Below are 17,537 nucleotides of genomic sequence, written 5' to 3' on the forward strand. Positions count from 1 at the left end.
ATCGTACGGAGGTGAGGGAAGTTGCGCTAGTTGCTGTGTGCTCGAAGCTGCCTAGTTTTTGGCGATCGGAGCTAGCCGAACAAAAGCGAAGAGCGCCGTATTCTGCGCTGTGTCTAGAAAAAAACCATAATACCCCAGGGGAAAAGGAAGCCGGGGGTATCATGGTTCCTTAACATGAGTTTTCCTAATTTTCATTACATAAATTGAGGAGGGATGGCATGATCAAAAAAGTGCTTGTAGTAGGTGCAGGTCAAATGGGAGCTGGAATTGCACAAGTTTGTGCCCAGGCAGGATTAGAAGTTTTCTTACACGATCAAAAGGAAGAAGCTGTACAAAAAGGACTCCAGTCCATTGGAAAACTGCTTGGCAGAGCAGTGGAAAAGGGGCGGATGACAGAAGGGGAGAAAACAGCTATACAAAATAGGTTAACGCCCTCTACGTCATTACAGGACGCGGCGAACTGTGATCTTGTGATTGAAGCGGTTGTGGAAAAGATGGAGGTTAAAAAAGCAGTCTTCCAAGAGTTAGATGGAATCACACCAAAGCATGCTATCCTTGCTACGAACACTTCGTCTCTCGCCATCACAGAAATTGCAGCAACAACAAAGAGGCCAGATCAAGTGATAGGCATGCATTTTATGAATCCGGTACCCATTATGAAGTTAGTAGAAATAATCCGTGGCTTGCAAACAAGTGATGAAACTTTTAAAGAAATTGAAGAGCTTGCTAAAGCCCTTGGAAAAGTACCTGTGTCAGTAGAAGATTATCCAGGATTTGTCTCTAATCGTATTTTAATGCCGATGATTAATGAGGCGATCTTCACCGTATATGAAGGGGTAGCAACAGTAGAGGATGTCGACACATCAATGAAGCTTGGTATGAATCACCCAATGGGCCCATTAACGCTTGCTGACTTTATTGGTTTAGACACATGTCTATACATTATGGAAGTGCTACATGAAGGGTTTGCTGATAGTAAATATAGACCATGTCCCTTGTTAAAGCAGTATGTCCAGGCAGGCTGGCTTGGGAAAAAGACTGGCCGTGGCTTTTACCAATATGAAAAAACAACAGGATAGACAGGGGGGATAGAGATGGACTTTCATTTTACGGAAGAACAGACCATGCTTCACAAGATGGTACGCGATTTTGCAAAAAAAAAGGTGGCACCAGAGATAGAACGCATGGAAAGAGAGCATCGATTTCCTAAAGAACTTATTGGGGAGATGGCAGAGCTTGGACTACTCGGCATCCCCATACCAGAGGAATATGGTGGAAGTGGGATGGACTTTATTTCTTATGTAAGAACAATTCATGAGCTTTCTAAAGTAAGCGCTTCCTTGGGTGTAATTCTTTCTGTGCATACCTCGGTTGGAACGAATCCGATCCTTTATTTTGGGACTGATCAGCAGAAGCAATATTATTTGCCGAAACTGGCTAGTGGAGAATTCCTGGGAGCTTTTGCATTAACAGAGCCTAGCGCGGGTTCTGACGCTTCCAGTATAAAAACGAGAGCTAAGAGGGATGGCGATCATTACATCCTAAGCGGGGCAAAAGTATTTATTACAAATGGTGGCCATGCAGATACCTTTATTACGTTTGCTCGTACAGGAGAGGGTTCTACTGCGCTTAGTGCCTTCATTTTAGAACGAAATATGCCAGGACTTGAAATTGGAAAAGAAGAAAGGAAAATGGGGCTCAATGGGTCCTCCACCGTACCACTAACATTGGAAAATTGTCGGGTTTCCAAGAGGCAGTTGCTTGGTAACGAAGGGGATGGCTATAAAATAGCGATGAAAAACCTTCATGTTGGCCGAATTGGGATTGCTGCCCAGGCGTTGGGGATCGCAGAGGCGGCGGTCGAACTTGCCACAGAATATGCGAAAGAACGCCAGCAATTTCAAAAACCGATTGCAGCAAATCAGGGAATTGCCTTTAAATTAGCTGATATGGCGACGGCTGCTGAAGCGGCAAGTTTATTAACCTATCAAGCAGCCTCCCTGGTGCAAGAAGGTGTCTCGTGCTCAAAAGAAGTATCGATTGCGAAAATGTTTGCATCCAAGACAGCTGTGAAAAACGCCATTGAAGCGGTGCAGGTACTTGGTGGTTACGGGTACACAGAGGATTATCCTGCTGAGCGACTTTTTCGAGATGCTAAGGTGACGGAGATCTACGAAGGAACCAACGAAATTCAACATATGGTGATTGCCAAAGAATTGTTAAAGAAATGATTGGGGGATGAAGCAATGAATTTTCAATTAACCGAAGAACAAGAAATGCTACGTAAAATGGTTCGTAGTTTCGCGGAAAAAGAAGTGGAGCCAACTGCTGCTGAACGAGATGAAGAGGAACGATTTGACCGGGAGATTTTTGACAAAATGGCAGAGCTTGGCCTAACAGGCATTCCATGGCCTGAAGAGTATGGCGGAATTGGTGCAGACTATGTCAGCTATTGTATTGCAGTAGAGGAATTATCGCGCGTATGTGCCTCAACAGGCGTAACACTTTCAGCACATCTGTCGTTGGCAAGCTGGCCGATTTATACATACGGCAATGAAACGCAGAAAACGACGTTTCTTAAGCGGCTGGCCACAGGAGAAGCATTAGGTGCATATGCGCTGTCAGAACCGGGTGCCGGAAGTGACGTTGTTTCGATGAAAACGACAGCAAAGGAAGATGGAAACAATTACATCTTAAATGGCAGCAAGGTATGGATCACCAATGGTGGTGTAGCAGATATTTACATTGTGTTTGCTAAGACAGACACGGATGCAAAACATAAAGGGATTAGTGCTTTCATCGTAGAAAAAGGCACGGACGGGTTTACCTTTGGGAAAAAAGAGAAGAAGTTAGGAATTCGCTCTTCACCGACAACAGAGCTTATTTTTGAAAATTGTCGGATACCAAAGGAAAACTTGCTTGGTGAAGAAGGGGAAGGATTTAAAATTGCCATGACGACGTTGGATGGTGGACGAAACGGGATTGCGGCCCAAGCTCTTGGCATTGCTCAAGGTGCACTGGATGCAGCTGTTGGCTATGCAAAGGAAAGAGAGCAGTTTGGCAAGCCGATCGCAACGAATCAAGGAATCTCCTTTAAGCTGGCAGATATGGCGACAGAGGTCGAAGCATCGAGACTATTAACCTATCAGGCGGCCTGGTTGGAATCCGAGGGCCTTCCGTACGGGAAAGCTTCTGCTATGTCGAAACTATTTGCAGGTGATGCAGCAATGCGAATCACGGTAGAGGCAGTGCAAGTCTTTGGCGGGTATGGTTACACCAAAGATTATCCTGTTGAAAGGTATATGCGGGACGCCAAAATAACGCAAATCTACGAGGGAACCAATGAAATTCAGCGGCTCGTCATTGGTCGTATGTTGACCAAAGCCTAAAAAAGCGTTTGCTGAAGAGAAGGGGGGGTGCTCGGTGGCCGAGGAGCAGGTTTTTTCAGCGGTAAAAGATAAAGGGTTAGTAGAGAAAAGGCGCAAACAAATGATTAAAGGTGCCCTTAACCTGTTTAAAGAAAAAGGGTTCCACCGAACAACAACTCGAGAAATTGCCAAAGAATCAGGCTTCAGTATTGGCACACTTTATGAATATATCCGAACAAAGGAAGACGTTTTGTTTCTTGTGTGTGACTCTATCTATGACCAGGTCCAAGTACGACTTGAGAAGGTCATTAATGTCCATGGTTCTCCACTTGAAAAGCTTGTGTCCGTAACCGAAGCGTATTTTCGTTTAATGGATGAAATGCAGGAAGAGATTGTCATTATGTACCAAGAAGTGAAATCACTGAAAAAGGACACGAAAGAGTATGTCCTGCAAAAGGAAAGAGAAATGGTGCAAATGTTAGAAAAGGTGATTGTGACCTGTTTGCCGGAAGAAAGCATTTCATCAAAGGATGCAATGCTTATGGCAAATAACATTTTTATTCAAGGACAAATGTGGAGCTTTCGTCGTTGGATGCTGCAACGGCAATTTACCTTGGAAGAATATATTGAACGGCAGACCCAGTTTATTTTGCGTTCCTTATCGATTGGGGCACCTAAGAAAGGAGAGAAGTAAAAGCATGGATCAGACGATTTATAAACCGGAACATCCAGTTCGTTTTGTAACCGCATCCAGTTTATTTGACGGGCATGATGCTTCGATTAATATAATGCGACGAATTTTGCAGGCGAGTGGAGCAGAAGTGGTACATCTTGGACATAACAGATCAGTGGAGGAAGTTGTGCATGCTGCAATCCAAGAGGATGTACAAGGGATCGCGATGTCTTCCTATCAGGGTGGGCATGTAGAATATTTTAAGTATATGGTCGACTTATTGAAAGAGCTTGGTGCAGATCATATAAAGGTTTATGGCGGCGGTGGGGGTGTCATCATCCCACGTGAAATTAAAGAACTGCATGCTTACGGCGTAGCACGAATTTTTTCCCCAGAGGACGGCCGGGAATTAGGGCTGCAAGGAATGATTAACTTGATGCTTAGAGAGTGTGACTACCTGCCACCAATTGATACGGAGAAGGACCAGGAAGCACTTGTTAAGGGAGAGCGTCAGGCAATCGCCAGGTTTATAACGTATATGGAAAATACCGCAGTTGATGAAGATGAAAAGCAGACTGTTTTACAATCACTGAGGGAAAAGAATAACGGTAAGACCCCTGTCTTAGGTATCACCGGAACAGGAGGAGCCGGGAAAAGCTCCTTGACTGATGAACTTATCCGTCGATTTATACATGGGGTTCCTGATAAAAAAATTGCTGTTATTTCCATTGATCCAACAAAGCGAAAAACAGGAGGGGCCTTGCTGGGTGATCGTATACGAATGAATGCAATCTTCTCAGAACGGGTTTACATGCGATCTCTAGCTACGCGGGACTCCCACAGTGAATTATCAAAAGCTATTCAAGATGTACTCGATGTGGTTCGCGCTTCAGGCTATGATTTTATTATTGTAGAAACGAGCGGGATTGGGCAGGGAGATGCCGCCATAACGGATGTGACGGATCTCTCCATGTATGTCATGACAGCAGAATTCGGTGCCCCTTCTCAGTTAGAGAAGATCGATATGATTGATTATGCCGATTTTATTGTGATTAATAAGTATGAACAAAAAGGCTCAGAAGATGCACTGAATCAGGTCCGTAAACAGTATGAGCGTAGCCATATGCTTTTCCATGAGGACAAGACGAAATTCCCTGTTTATGGGACAATCGCCAGCCAGTTTAATGATGCAGGGACAAATGCTTTATTTGCCTCACTTATTGATACGTTAAATGAAAAATTTGACTGGGCAGACGAGGCTGATTTCAAACGTCATGTAATCGCAGAAAAGCAAAATATGATTATTACAAATGAACGCAGACATTACCTTCGAGAAATTGCGACACATGTACGCCATTATCATCAACATGCAGAAAAACAAAGCGATGTTGCAAGAAAGATTTATCAACTAAAAGCAGCAGCGGAAATGGTTGAGGAGGAATCTTCTAAAGAAAGTCTACAGAAGTTAATCGAATACCATGAAGGACAACTGGATAGCAGATCCAAGCGCCTGCTTGACTCTTGGGAAGAAATGCAAGAGGCATACAGCAAGGATAAAATGGTCTTCAAAGTACGGGATAAGGAAATAGAAATGGATATTGTATCCGAATCCCTTTCAGGTATAAACATACCAAAAGTGGCATTCCCGAGATTTCAAGACTGGGGTGAGCGGCTATATTGGTTAATGAAAGAAAATGTACCTGGTTCTTTTCCATTTACAGCGGGTGTTTTTCCGTTTAAACGAAAGGGAGAAGACCCGACAAGGCAATTTGCTGGTGAGGGGACTCCAGAACGGACAAATAGAAGGTTCCATTATTTATCAAAAAATGAAGAAGCAAAACGACTTTCGACTGCCTTCGACTCAGTTACCCTTTATGGAGAAGATCCTGCACACAGACCTGACATTTATGGGAAAGTCGGCGAGAGTGGGGTGAATATTTGCACCCTTGATGATATGAAAAAGCTGTATGCGGGATTTGATTTATCAAGTCCGTTAGCTTCTGTTTCCATGACAATCAATGGACCTGCACCAATTATTTTGGCAATGTATTTCAATACAGCAATTGACCAACAGGTGGATAAATTTAAACAAGAGCAGGGCAGAGAGCCAACGGAAGCGGAATATGCACAGATAAAAGAAGAAACCATCGCTGTCGTAAGGGGGACCGTTCAAGCAGATATTTTAAAGGAAGACCAAGGGCAGAACACATGTATTTTTTCCACGGAGTTTGCATTACGGATGATGGGGGATATCCAGCAATACTTTATTGATAAAAATGTACGGAATTATTATTCTGTATCTATCTCTGGCTACCATATTGCAGAAGCTGGTGCCAATCCAATAACGCAGCTCGCCTTCACGCTGGCAAACGGATTTACGTATGTGGAATATTATTTAAGCCGGGGAATGGATATAAATAAATTTGCGCCAAATCTATCCTTCTTTTTCTCTAACGGACTAGATCCGGAGTATTCGGTTATTGGTAGGGTTGCAAGACGGATTTGGGCGATTACAATGCGGGACAAATATGGAGCGAATGAACGCAGTCAAAAGTTGAAGTATCATATCCAGACATCAGGGCGCTCTCTGCATGCACAGGAAATTGACTTTAATGATATTCGCACCACTTTACAAGCATTGCTCGCCATTCAAGACAACACGAACTCTCTGCATACCAATGCTTATGATGAGGCGATCACTACTCCGACAGAAGAGTCTGTTCGAAGAGCGATGGCAATCCAAATGATTATCAATAAAGAATATGGGCTTGCTAAAAATGAAAATGCACTACAAGGAGCCTTTATAATTGATGAGCTGACAGATTTGGTAGAGGAAGCTGTTCTTGAAGAGTTTGAAAAAATGAATGACCGTGGCGGAGTTCTAGGTGCGATGGAAAGACAGTACCAACGCGGTAAAATTCAAGAGGAATCATTGTATTATGAAGGGAAGAAACATTCAGGGGAACTACCTATTATTGGGGTAAACACTTATTTAAATCCTAATCCACCTTCAGAGGATCAAATCGATTCCATGGAGCTTGCTCGTGCTTCCAAAGAGGAAAAAGAACATCAAATTAAAGAACTGCTTCGTTTTCAAAATGAGCATAGTGCCCGCACAAATCAGGCGCTAGAGCGACTAAAGGAAGTCGCAGCTTCTGGTGGCAACATTTTTGCGGAATTAATGGAAACCGTCAAAGTAGCAAGCCTCGGCCAAATCACAAACGCCCTATACGAAGTAGGCGGCCAATATAGAAGGAATATGTAAAAACAAAAGCGAAGAGCACACGTTTAGCGACGTACGAACTGGACTGAGCCGTAGGAGATAAAGAAAACACGGTGAACTTAAGGGAACCGATGTTGCCTTATTGTACGGAGGTGAGGGAAGTTGCGCTAGTCGCTGTGTGCTCGTAGCTAGCCGAAACGAAAGCGAAGAGCACACGTATTATGGAAGGCCGACTAAGAACGCCACGTCCTGTGGCAACGCCGGCATGACCCGGCCGGCCCCTACGGGTGTTCGACCTGTCGAACATTCCTGCTAAGGAGATAAAGGAATCACGATGAGGAACTTAAGAAAAAGGCGTGAAAGGAAGTAGAAAAAACACGCCTTTTTCTTTTTTGCTATAGCATAAAGCCCGGATATTTGTTTATAATGAAGGATACGGTTCTTGTTGCTGTTGCAAGGAAGGCCAAGATGGAAATGGCATTCGCTAAAATTTAACAGTTTAAATTACATAAGGACACATTTTACTTTATACCTTATTCTTGTTTATAGTATAATGAGTTTTATTACCATTTCATAATGGAAAAAGTAGAATGAAGATGCATTGGGCTGATTAAGCCTTGAATATATAAGTAAAGGGAGTGCGTTACCGTGAGCTTAAAGAACTATAGCCACGAAGAGAGCAAGAAGTTATCAATGATTGAACTGGCAAATGCTATAATGCTTGATGAGAAAAAAGGGATGAATTTTAAAGATGTTTTTGAGCAAATAGCAGACATAAAGGAATTCTCTGATGCGGATAAGGCAGCTAACATTGCCCAGTTCTATACAGACTTAAATGTGGATGGTCGCTTTATTACAATCGGTTCCAATGTGTGGGGATTGAAACGCTGGTACCCTGTAGAAACAATGGATGAAGAAGTAGCTGCTGCACCGAAAAAGAAAAAGAAAACGAAGAAGAAAAAGAAAGAAGAAGAGTCATTAGATCTGGTCGAAGAGGAATTGGATATTGTGGATGAAGACATTGAGGAAATGGCTGATGACTTCGACGACGATGAAGAAGATGAATTTGATGCTGATCTGGAAGAAGATCTTGAAGATGAAGATGACGCCGATGATGAAGATGTTGATGAGGAAGATACCAAAGATAAAAAGTAGCTTTACGCCCCAGAAATCTATCTTGACTTTTTGATAGAGGATGGGTACAATTCTTATTGGGCTCTTTAAATTAACTTTCAAAGCGTTTCCCCTACCTAGTGGGGGAGGCGCTTTTATTATTTTGTATACGTATAGTGCCATTTGTCTGATGCCAACCATCTACGTGTGTATGGATTAGCATACCTATGTGAAATAGAGGCACAGTAAGAGGTAGATAGAAAATACAATTCCCGAGCGTTTCCTAATAATGCCATATAGGCAATGAATAAAATGATAGAAAGAGGTAGTTGGATGACGAATTATATTTTTGTAACCGGTGGTGTGGTTTCATCGCTTGGAAAAGGAATAACTGCTGCTTCACTGGGCCGTTTACTTAAAAACCGTGGACTAAAGGTAACGATTCAAAAATTCGACCCATACATCAATGTGGATCCAGGAACAATGAGTCCATACCAGCATGGAGAGGTTTTTGTTACAGAAGATGGAGCTGAAACGGACCTAGATTTAGGTCACTATGAACGTTTTATTGACATTAATTTAAACAAATTTAGTAACATTACAACAGGAAAGGTTTACTCTACTGTAATCCGTAAAGAACGTCGTGGGGATTATTTGGGAGGAACTGTACAGGTTATTCCGCATATTACGAATGAAATTAAAGATCAGGTGTTCCGCGCTGGGGAAGCAACAGGAGCGGATGTTGTTATCACAGAGATTGGCGGTACTGTTGGGGATATTGAATCGCTTCCTTTCCTTGAAGCCATTCGTCAAATTAAAAATGAGGTTGGCAAGGATAGCGTCATGTATCTCCATTGCACACTTGTTCCATATATTAAAGCTGCAGGCGAAATGAAAACAAAACCGACCCAGCACAGTGTAAAGGAACTTCGCTCATTAGGAATCCAGCCTGACGTAATTGTACTTCGGACAGAACATGCAATAAGCAAGGAAATGAAGGAAAAAATTGCTTTGTTCTGTGATATTAACGAAAAGGCTGTTATCGAAATGATGGATGCAGATACCTTATATCAGGTGCCAATTTCCTTACAGCAACAGAATCTTGATCAAATTACGTGTGACCACTTTGGCTTAAATTGCCAGCCTGCTGAAATGAATGACTGGAAAGAACTTGTTACCAAAGTAAGATCGCTTTCGAAAAAAGTAGACATTGGTCTTGTTGGAAAATACGTGGAGCTTCCTGATGCTTATATTTCCGTTGTAGAGTCATTAAAGCATGCAGGCTTTGCTTATGACACAGACATTAAGGTTCACTGGATTAATTCAGAAAAACTAGATAAAGAACAAATGCATGAAGCACTTGATAATGTGGATGGAATTCTTGTCCCAGGTGGTTTTGGTGATCGAGGAATTGAAGGGAAAATTGAGGCCATTAAATATGCTAGAGAAAATAATGTGCCTTTCTTTGGAATATGCCTCGGTATGCAGCTTGCTACCGTTGAATTTGCGCGAAATGTTCTTGGTCTTGAAGGTGCACATTCTGCAGAAATCGATCCGACTACGCCATACCCGATCATTGACCTTCTGCCTGAGCAAAAGGACATCTCAGATCTTGGTGGAACATTAAGACTTGGATTGTATCCATGTAAATTACAGGACGGAACAAAAACAAAAGCAGCATATGGTGGGGAAGATTACATTGAAGAGCGTCATCGTCACCGCTATGAGTTCAATAATGCATATAGAGAGCAGATGGCTGAGAAAGGATTTATTTTCTCTGGTACAAGCCCTGACGGAAGATTGGTGGAAACCATTGAAATTGAAGACCATTCTTGGTTTGTAGCATGTCAGTTCCACCCTGAATTCACATCTCGTCCGACGAGAGCACAAGCTCTTTTCAAAGGTTTCATTGGGGCATCTGTGGAAAATCAATCCCAGACAAAATAGCCCTTTTTTGGCAAATGACCGGGTAGCGTAGGCTATTCGGTTTTTGTTTTTAGTGTAAATTTTATGAAGAACTGAAAGGATCTACACTAAGTGTGGGAATTGTTACATATTATAGGAAAGTATTACCGCGATAAAAAATTCTGAAAATAGGAAGGATATTTCCGGTTTTTAGCGAAATATATACATTAGAGGAGACGGGTAATTGAATAGAAAGGAGTAGTGTTATGTGGTTAAAAAAGAGATCCTAATAGTCGATGACCAATTTGGAATTCGCTTGCTTTTAACAGATATACTTGAGGGAGAAGGGTATAGTGTGGCCACGGCAGTATCTGGGAAAGAAGCGTTAGACAAACTGAATAAGAATACATATAGCCTTGTTTTGTTGGATTATAATCTTCCCATTTTGCACGGTGGGGAAGTCTTAAAACAAATGGAATTACAGCATATTGAAGTACCAGTCATTGTGATGAGTGGGTTATCCGATCAGGTTAAAGGGGAAATTACCGACTATACTAATGTTAAGCATGTTCTTGCAAAGCCTTTCAACATATTGGATGTCCAAGAACTTATTAAAATTACGTTGGGTTCTTAGCCACTATTGTTGCGCCACGGTGTTGTTGTTGGTATTCTTATAGTGTAGTTAAAACTTATTTAATGCAGATGAAACTATTCATCTCAGAGGAGGACATAGTAATGCCATTAGTATCAATGAAGGAAATGCTTGAACAAGGAAAAGCCAAAGGTTATGCAGTTGGACAGTTCAACATTAATAACTTGGAATATATTCAAGCAATCCTTAAAGCAGCTGAAGAAGAAAAATCACCGGTAATTCTTGGCGTATCTGAGGGTGCTGGAAGATATATGGGTGGATTTAAAGTCGTTGTAACAATGGTAAAAGCTTTGATGGAGGAATATAAAACAACAGTACCTGTTGCTATCCATCTTGACCATGGTTCAAGCTTTGAAAAATGTGCTGAAGCAATCCATGCTGGTTTCACATCAGTTATGATTGATGCTTCTCACGGCCCACTAGAAGAAAATATTGCAGTTACTTCCAAAGTAGTAGAACTTGCACATATCCATGGTGTTTCTGTTGAAGCTGAGTTGGGAACTGTTGGTGGACAAGAAGATGACGTTATCGCAGAAGGTGTTATTTACGCTGACCCGAAAGAATGTCTGAAGCTTGTTAACGAAACAGGAATTGATTGTTTGGCACCTGCACTAGGTTCTGTACACGGGCCTTATAAAGGCGAACCTAACCTAGGCTTTGCTGAAATGGAAGAGATCTCTAAGACAATTGAATTGCCACTTGTACTTCATGGTGGAACTGGTATCCCAACGAAAGATATCCAGCGTTCTATTTCTTACGGAACAGCTAAAGTAAATGTAAATACAGAAAACCAAATCGCACAGGCACAAGCTGTTCGCCAAGTACTTGCTGAACAACCGGATCAGTATGACCCACGTAAGTATCTTGGACCTGGTACGGAAGCTATTAAGCAAACAGTTATTGGCAAAATGCGTGAGTTTGGTTCTTCTAACCAAGCGTAAAAAGTTAAACTGAATTCCTAGTATGGGGAGAATGGAGGCGACTGAAAATGAAATTTTTTATTGATACAGCCAACATTGAAGAAATACGCTCAGCTAACGCACTTGGCATCTTGGCTGGTGTTACCACCAATCCAAGCCTAGTAGCGAAAGAAGGAATTTCTTTTCATGACAGACTTGGTGAAATTACAGAAGAAGTTTCAGGTTCGGTTAGCGCAGAAGTAATTGCTGAAGATGCAGAAGGAATGATTCAAGAAGGCAAGGAACTTGCAGCAATAGCTCCGAATATCACGGTGAAAATTCCGATGACACTAGAAGGTCTTAAAGCGGTTAAAGCTTTAAGTGATCTTAATATCAAAACGAATGTTACCTTGATCTTCAACGCAAACCAAGCCTTATTAGCAGCAAGGGCTGGAGCATCTTATGTTTCGCCATTTCTTGGACGGCTAGATGATATTGGGCATGACGGAATGAATTTGATTGCAACCATTGCAGAAATTTTTGACCGTCATGATATCCCATCAGAAATTATTGCTGCCTCCATTCGTCACCCATTACATGTGATTGATGCAGCGTTAAATGGAGCGCATATTGCAACGATTCCATATAATGTATTAGAAAAGCTTGTCAAACATCCATTGACTGACCAAGGCATTGAGAAGTTTCTGACAGACTGGAATAAAAAATAATTGCATAAAATTGGTAACTAGTGCACAATCTAAAAAAGCAATATAACGTGTAACTTTGAACCAGCAAATCCAAGTCCTTCTAAAAATGTGTATTACAACTCTTGTAGGAAAGTCGTCTAATCCGATTTCTTTAACTGCAGCTGTTTATCCTTTCATTTTTAGAGGGACTTCTTGTTACACATTTGGAAAGCTATAAATTTAGCTGGAAGCAAATTCGACGTAGTAAAAATCTGGGAGTTCTAAGTATAAGAAAAACGTATTCCGGCTCTGAAAAATGAGCGAGTAGTTTTTCTAACTATACTGGTACTCGTACGTCCTGTACGTCAAAAAAGCGGGGTTTTTTTATCATGCAGAAAATGTTAGTAGAAGGTGGCCATCTATTAAATGGCCAAGTACGTATTAGTGGAGCAAAGAACAGCGCAGTAGCATTGCTGCCAGCAGCAATCCTTGCTGACTCAGAGGTTACCATTGAAGGATTACCGGAGATTTCGGATGTCTACACATTAGGTGATTTACTTGAGGAGATCGGTGGGTCGGTTTCTTGGGACGGGCAAACAGTTCATATTAATCCAGAAAATATGATTGCAATGCCATTGCCAAACGGAAAAGTGAAAAAGCTAAGAGCTTCCTATTACTTTATGGGTGCGATGCTTGGTAAATTTAAAAAAGCAGTTATTGGCCTTCCTGGTGGCTGTTTCCTTGGACCGCGTCCGATCGATCAGCATATTAAAGGATTTGAGGCGCTTGGGGCTACAGTGACCAATGAGCAGGGTGCAATTTACTTGCGTGCTGACGAATTACGGGGAGCAAGAATTTATCTCGATGTCGTAAGTGTTGGAGCTACCATTAATATTATGCTTGCGGCAGTTAAGGCCAAAGGCAGAACGGTTATTGAAAATGCCGCCAAGGAACCCGAAATTATTGATGTTGCAACACTACTCACTAGTATGGGTGCCCAAATCAAAGGTGTAGGTACTGACGTGATTCGAATTGAAGGGGTCTCTGAGTTGAAAGGCTGCAAACATACAATTATTCCTGACCGTATCGAAGCTGGAACCTATGCTATTGCTGCAGCAGCTCAAGGGAAAGAGGTTATCATTGATAATGTCATTCCACAGCATCTCGAGTCACTGCTTGCCAAGCTGAGAGAAATGGGTGTCACAGTAGAGGAAAATGATGAGCAGCTATTTATTGCACCTAGAAATCCTTTGAAAAGTGTTGATATTAAAACGTTGGTTTACCCAGGTTTTCCTACAGATCTGCAACAGCCGTTTACTTCTTTGTTGACCAAAGCAATGAATACCGGTGTGGTTACGGATACGATTTACTCGGCTCGCTTAAAGCATATTGATGAACTTAGACGTATGAATGCCGCCATTAAAGTAGAAGGTGGTTCTGCCATTGTATCTGGCCCGGTACAATTGGAAGGAGCGAGAGTAAAAGCTTCTGACTTACGAGCAGGAGCAGCTCTTATCATAGCAGGGCTTATGGCTAATGGAATCACCGAAATTACGGGGCTAGAGCATATAGATAGAGGATACGATCATTTCACAGAGAAGCTTACCCAGCTTGGAGCCAAGGTTTGGCGAGAGGAAATGACCGAGCAAGAAATTATTCAATTCCAGAATTCTTAGCATAATGTTAGAAAGAGGGCCTTTCTTAACTGCCCTCTTTCTAAACATTTTGGTGGACAACTTTATAGAGAATAATACTGGAATCTTATTTGCTCTAATGGTTAGATGAAAGTAGACGATGCAACAATACGCCTTGTAATCAAAGGATAAGGTGTATTGTTGCTATATAATGGGTAAACTATCTTTAGTATATAATAAGAGGAAGCCATACCATCTCGGCTTCCTTTTCTATTAAATTAATAAATCCTAAAAAATAGAGTTGAATAATAGTATTCAAAAGAGTAATATGGAATATGCTTAATACAGATTAAGGATATGATCTTCAAATCCAACTACAGTAACTTCTTCATTTCTACGAAGCTAGACCTTCCAACTAAAGAAGTGTGCAATTCTCAATTTAAAATATAACTGTACAGAAGGCCTTCCGCTGTGCAAAGCAATTATTTAATTATTATTTTTATTTAAAAACAAATAGGCGTGGTGATCTTATGGCAGCATTAACAATCTCTCATTTGGAAACATTAAAATTAAAAGAAATCTATAACTTAGCGAGAGAGTACAAAGTATCCTATTATGCAAAGCTAACCAAAAAAGAATTGATATTTTCAATCTTAAAGGCGCAGGCTGAAAAGGATGGCTATTTATTTATGGACGGCGTGTTGGAAATTATTCCTTCAGAAGGATTTGGTTTTTTACGTCCAATAAATTATTCTCCGAGCGCAGAAGACATTTACATATCTGCATCGCAAATTCGTAGATTTGATTTGCGGAATGGTGATAAAGTATCAGGAAAAGTTAGACCACCGAAGGAAAATGAACGTTACTATGGTTTGTTACACGTAGATGCAGTAAATGGGGAAGATCCTGAAACAGCAAAAGAGCGTGTTCACTTTCCGGCATTGACGGCATTGTATCCAGACCGCTTTATGAAATTGGAAAATCCAACGAGTCGTCTCTCCACACGTATCATTGATTTAATGACCCCAGTTGGTTTTGGACAAAGGGGACTTATTGTAGCACCACCAAAGGCTGGTAAAACAGTACTGTTAAAAGAGATTGCCAACAGTATTTCAAAGAATCATCCTGAAGCGAAGCTCATTATTTTGCTTGTAGATGAACGACCAGAGGAAGTAACAGATATTGAGCGTTCTGTACATCCTGATGTTGATGTAGTAAGTTCAACTTTTGATGAAGTACCGGAAAGCCACATAAAGGTCTCTGAGCTTGTTCTAGAAAGAGCAATGCGCCTTGTGGAGCATAAGCGGGACGTTATTATTTTGATGGATAGTATTACAAGACTTGCAAGAGCCTATAACCTTGTTATTCCCCCAAGTGGGCGTACATTATCCGGTGGTATTGACCCTGCGGCCTTCCATCGGCCAAAACGATTCTTCGGGGCAGCTCGTAATATTGAAGAGGGTGGAAGCTTTACAATTCTGGCAACAGCGTTGGTGGACACGGGCTCAAGAATGGATGATGTCATTTATGAGGAATTCAAAGGGACCGGAAACATGGAACTTCACCTTGACCGCAATCTTGCACAACGTCGTATTTTCCCGGCCATCGATATTCTTCGCTCGGGCACACGGAAAGAAGAGTTGCTAGTCGATAAAGCTCATTTAGATAAGATTTGGGCCATCCGTAAAACAATGCAGGATTCCAATGAATTTCTTGAACGCTTCTTAAGAAGATTGAAAGCTTCGGAAAATAATGAGGAATTCTTTAAGCAGATGGATGAAGAAATGAAGCGCAAGGGAACGAAAAGGTAGTTATCCCCTTAGATTGGAAATAAAATTTTAGTTGCTCACTATTGCAATCAAATACCCTGACTGTTATAATCTTTTTATGTGAGTTTTGATAAGGTATTGCACCTATGACGGCTCTTACAATAACTCTGTTTCGAAGGATCCAGGGCAAAAAGGAGTGGAAGAAATGAAAAAGGATATTCATCCAGAATACAGAAAAGTAGTATTTCTTGATACTAGTTCAGATTTTAAATTCTTGAGTGGTTCAACACAAAGCTCAGAAGAAACAATCGAATGGGAAGATGGTAACACATACCCATTGATCCGTGTTGAGATTAGTTCAGACTCTCATCCTTTCTACACTGGTAAACAGAAAGCTGACAAAGTCGGCGGACGTGTAGACCGATTCAAGAAAAAATATAATATGAATTAATATGTGGAATGAAAAGCCTGTTCTTTAATCAGGACAGGCACACATTCTATGCAGAAAAACAGGCAAATCGTCTATAAATTTGCCTGTTTTTTTACTTTTATATACATAACAATTTGGAAAGGAGCGCGTCGCTCATGTACGTGATGAAACAAAGTGGTTGGGTTGAAGTAATCTGTGGGAGTATGTTTTCTGGGAAGTCGGAAGAACTGATTAGAAGAGTTCGCCGTGCTACCTATGCTAATCTTACAGTGCGTGTATTTAAACCCGCCATCGACAACCGGTATGATAAGGAATCCGTTGTCTCCCATAATGGGACGTCGATTATTGCCCGTCCTGTAAAAAGCTCGGATGAAATGTTGCAATTTGTGGACAAGCGAGTGGACATTATTGGGATTGATGAAGTACAGTTCTTTGACGAAAATGTTGTGGAAGTAGTAGAAGAACTTGCTAATCAAGGGATTCGGGTGGTTGTAGCTGGATTGGACACAGATTTCCGTGGTGAACCATTCGGACCGATGCCTAAATTAATGGCATTAAGCGAATCGGTTACCAAATTAAATGCAATTTGCCCGGTTTGTGGATCTCCTGCAAGCCGTACGCAACGCCTAATTAATGACAACCCTGCATCCTATGATGATCCCATCATACTTGTCGGTGCATCAGAATCGTATGAGCCGCGCTGCCGTCACCATCACGAGGTGCCAAATAAGCCGAAAAATCAAATTCTATCCGGGTTATCCAACCAATTAAAATAAAAGCGCCTATCTAGGCGCTTTTTTCATGGCAAGCGTGCGAGCGATTTCAATAGGACCTGGAGAATCCGGGTCATGCCGACGTTGACCCAGGATGGGTCGCGCTTAGTCGGCGTTCCTTATTACAGGCGCTCTCCGCTTTTGATCATCTAGCTCCGAGCACACAGCGACTAGCGTAACTTCCCTCACCTCCGTACAATAAGGCAACATCGGTTCCCTGCGGTTCACCGTGTTTTCTTTATCTCCTCCGTAGGAATGTTCGACAGGTCGAACCACCCCAAAGTTCGGGGCGCAGTTCGTACGTAGTCCCGGAGGATCCGGGTCATGCCGGCGTTGCCCTAGGATGGGGCGTTCTTAGTCGGCCTTCCTTAAAACGTGTGCTCTCCGCTTTTGAATATAATTTTGACCTTCT

14 protein-coding genes are annotated in these 17,537 nt (G+C 41.8%); all 14 read left to right on the plus strand.

The window, feature by feature from the left end:
• Positions 1-218: 218 nt before the first annotated feature.
• The 14 genes from AC6CHS_RS07720 to AC6CHS_RS07785 all read left to right on the plus strand — a co-directional run bounded on the left by AC6CHS_RS07720 (position 219) and on the right by AC6CHS_RS07785 (position 17,128).
• Complete coding sequence (locus tag AC6CHS_RS07720) at positions 219-1,079, plus strand: 3-hydroxybutyryl-CoA dehydrogenase (RefSeq protein WP_498235367.1); 861 nt, start codon at positions 219-221, stop codon at positions 1,077-1,079.
• Between the two features lie 15 nt (positions 1,080-1,094).
• Complete coding sequence (locus AC6CHS_RS07725) at positions 1,095-2,231, plus strand: acyl-CoA dehydrogenase family protein (RefSeq protein WP_498235369.1); 1,137 nt, start codon at positions 1,095-1,097, stop codon at positions 2,229-2,231.
• Positions 2,232-2,246: 15 nt separating this feature from the next.
• Entirely contained in the window at positions 2,247-3,389 is a 1,143-nt protein-coding gene (locus tag AC6CHS_RS07730) for an acyl-CoA dehydrogenase (RefSeq protein WP_498235371.1), read from the plus strand.
• Between the two features lie 34 nt (positions 3,390-3,423).
• Entirely contained in the window at positions 3,424-4,062 is a 639-nt protein-coding gene (locus tag AC6CHS_RS07735) for a TetR/AcrR family transcriptional regulator (RefSeq protein ID WP_036578520.1), read from the plus strand.
• Between the two features lie 4 nt (positions 4,063-4,066).
• On the plus strand, positions 4,067-7,306 hold the full coding sequence (icmF, locus tag AC6CHS_RS07740) for a fused isobutyryl-CoA mutase/GTPase IcmF (protein WP_498235374.1): 3,240 nt from the start codon (positions 4,067-4,069) through the stop codon (positions 7,304-7,306).
• Positions 7,307-7,912: 606 nt separating this feature from the next.
• On the plus strand, positions 7,913-8,419 hold the full coding sequence (rpoE, locus tag AC6CHS_RS07745; RefSeq protein WP_498235376.1) for a DNA-directed RNA polymerase subunit delta: 507 nt from the start codon (positions 7,913-7,915) through the stop codon (positions 8,417-8,419).
• Positions 8,420-8,710: 291 nt separating this feature from the next.
• On the plus strand, positions 8,711-10,324 hold the full coding sequence (gene pyrG, locus AC6CHS_RS07750; protein WP_498235378.1) for a CTP synthase: 1,614 nt from the start codon (positions 8,711-8,713) through the stop codon (positions 10,322-10,324).
• A gap of 226 nt (positions 10,325-10,550) precedes the next feature.
• The gene (locus AC6CHS_RS07755; RefSeq protein WP_498235379.1) at positions 10,551-10,916 is read left to right on the plus strand and encodes a response regulator; all 366 of its coding nucleotides are present in this window, start codon (positions 10,551-10,553) and stop codon (positions 10,914-10,916) included.
• Between the two features lie 101 nt (positions 10,917-11,017).
• The gene (locus tag AC6CHS_RS07760; protein WP_498235381.1) at positions 11,018-11,875 is read left to right on the plus strand and encodes a class II fructose-bisphosphate aldolase; all 858 of its coding nucleotides are present in this window, start codon (positions 11,018-11,020) and stop codon (positions 11,873-11,875) included.
• Between the two features lie 47 nt (positions 11,876-11,922).
• The gene (gene fsa, locus AC6CHS_RS07765) at positions 11,923-12,561 is read left to right on the plus strand and encodes a fructose-6-phosphate aldolase (RefSeq protein WP_379551358.1); all 639 of its coding nucleotides are present in this window, start codon (positions 11,923-11,925) and stop codon (positions 12,559-12,561) included.
• A 347-nt stretch (positions 12,562-12,908) separates the two neighbouring features.
• Positions 12,909-14,195: a UDP-N-acetylglucosamine 1-carboxyvinyltransferase gene (gene murA, locus AC6CHS_RS07770; protein ID WP_498235383.1), complete on the plus strand. Its 1,287-nt coding sequence runs from the start codon at positions 12,909-12,911 to the stop codon at positions 14,193-14,195.
• A gap of 488 nt (positions 14,196-14,683) precedes the next feature.
• A complete protein-coding gene (gene rho / locus AC6CHS_RS07775; RefSeq protein ID WP_036578509.1) occupies positions 14,684-15,964 on the plus strand; it encodes a transcription termination factor Rho in 1,281 nt (426 codons plus the stop codon).
• A gap of 163 nt (positions 15,965-16,127) precedes the next feature.
• Positions 16,128-16,373, plus strand: a complete 246-nt coding sequence (locus AC6CHS_RS07780) for a type B 50S ribosomal protein L31 (RefSeq protein ID WP_036578508.1) — start codon at positions 16,128-16,130, stop codon at positions 16,371-16,373.
• 134 nt (positions 16,374-16,507) lie between these two features.
• Positions 16,508-17,128 carry a thymidine kinase gene (locus AC6CHS_RS07785; protein ID WP_036578505.1) on the plus strand — a complete coding sequence of 207 codons (621 nt, stop codon included), beginning with the start codon at positions 16,508-16,510 and terminating at the stop codon, positions 17,126-17,128.
• Positions 17,129-17,537 lie beyond the last annotated feature (409 nt).

It is taken from the genome of Oceanobacillus sp. GQ8, assembly GCF_059758495.1.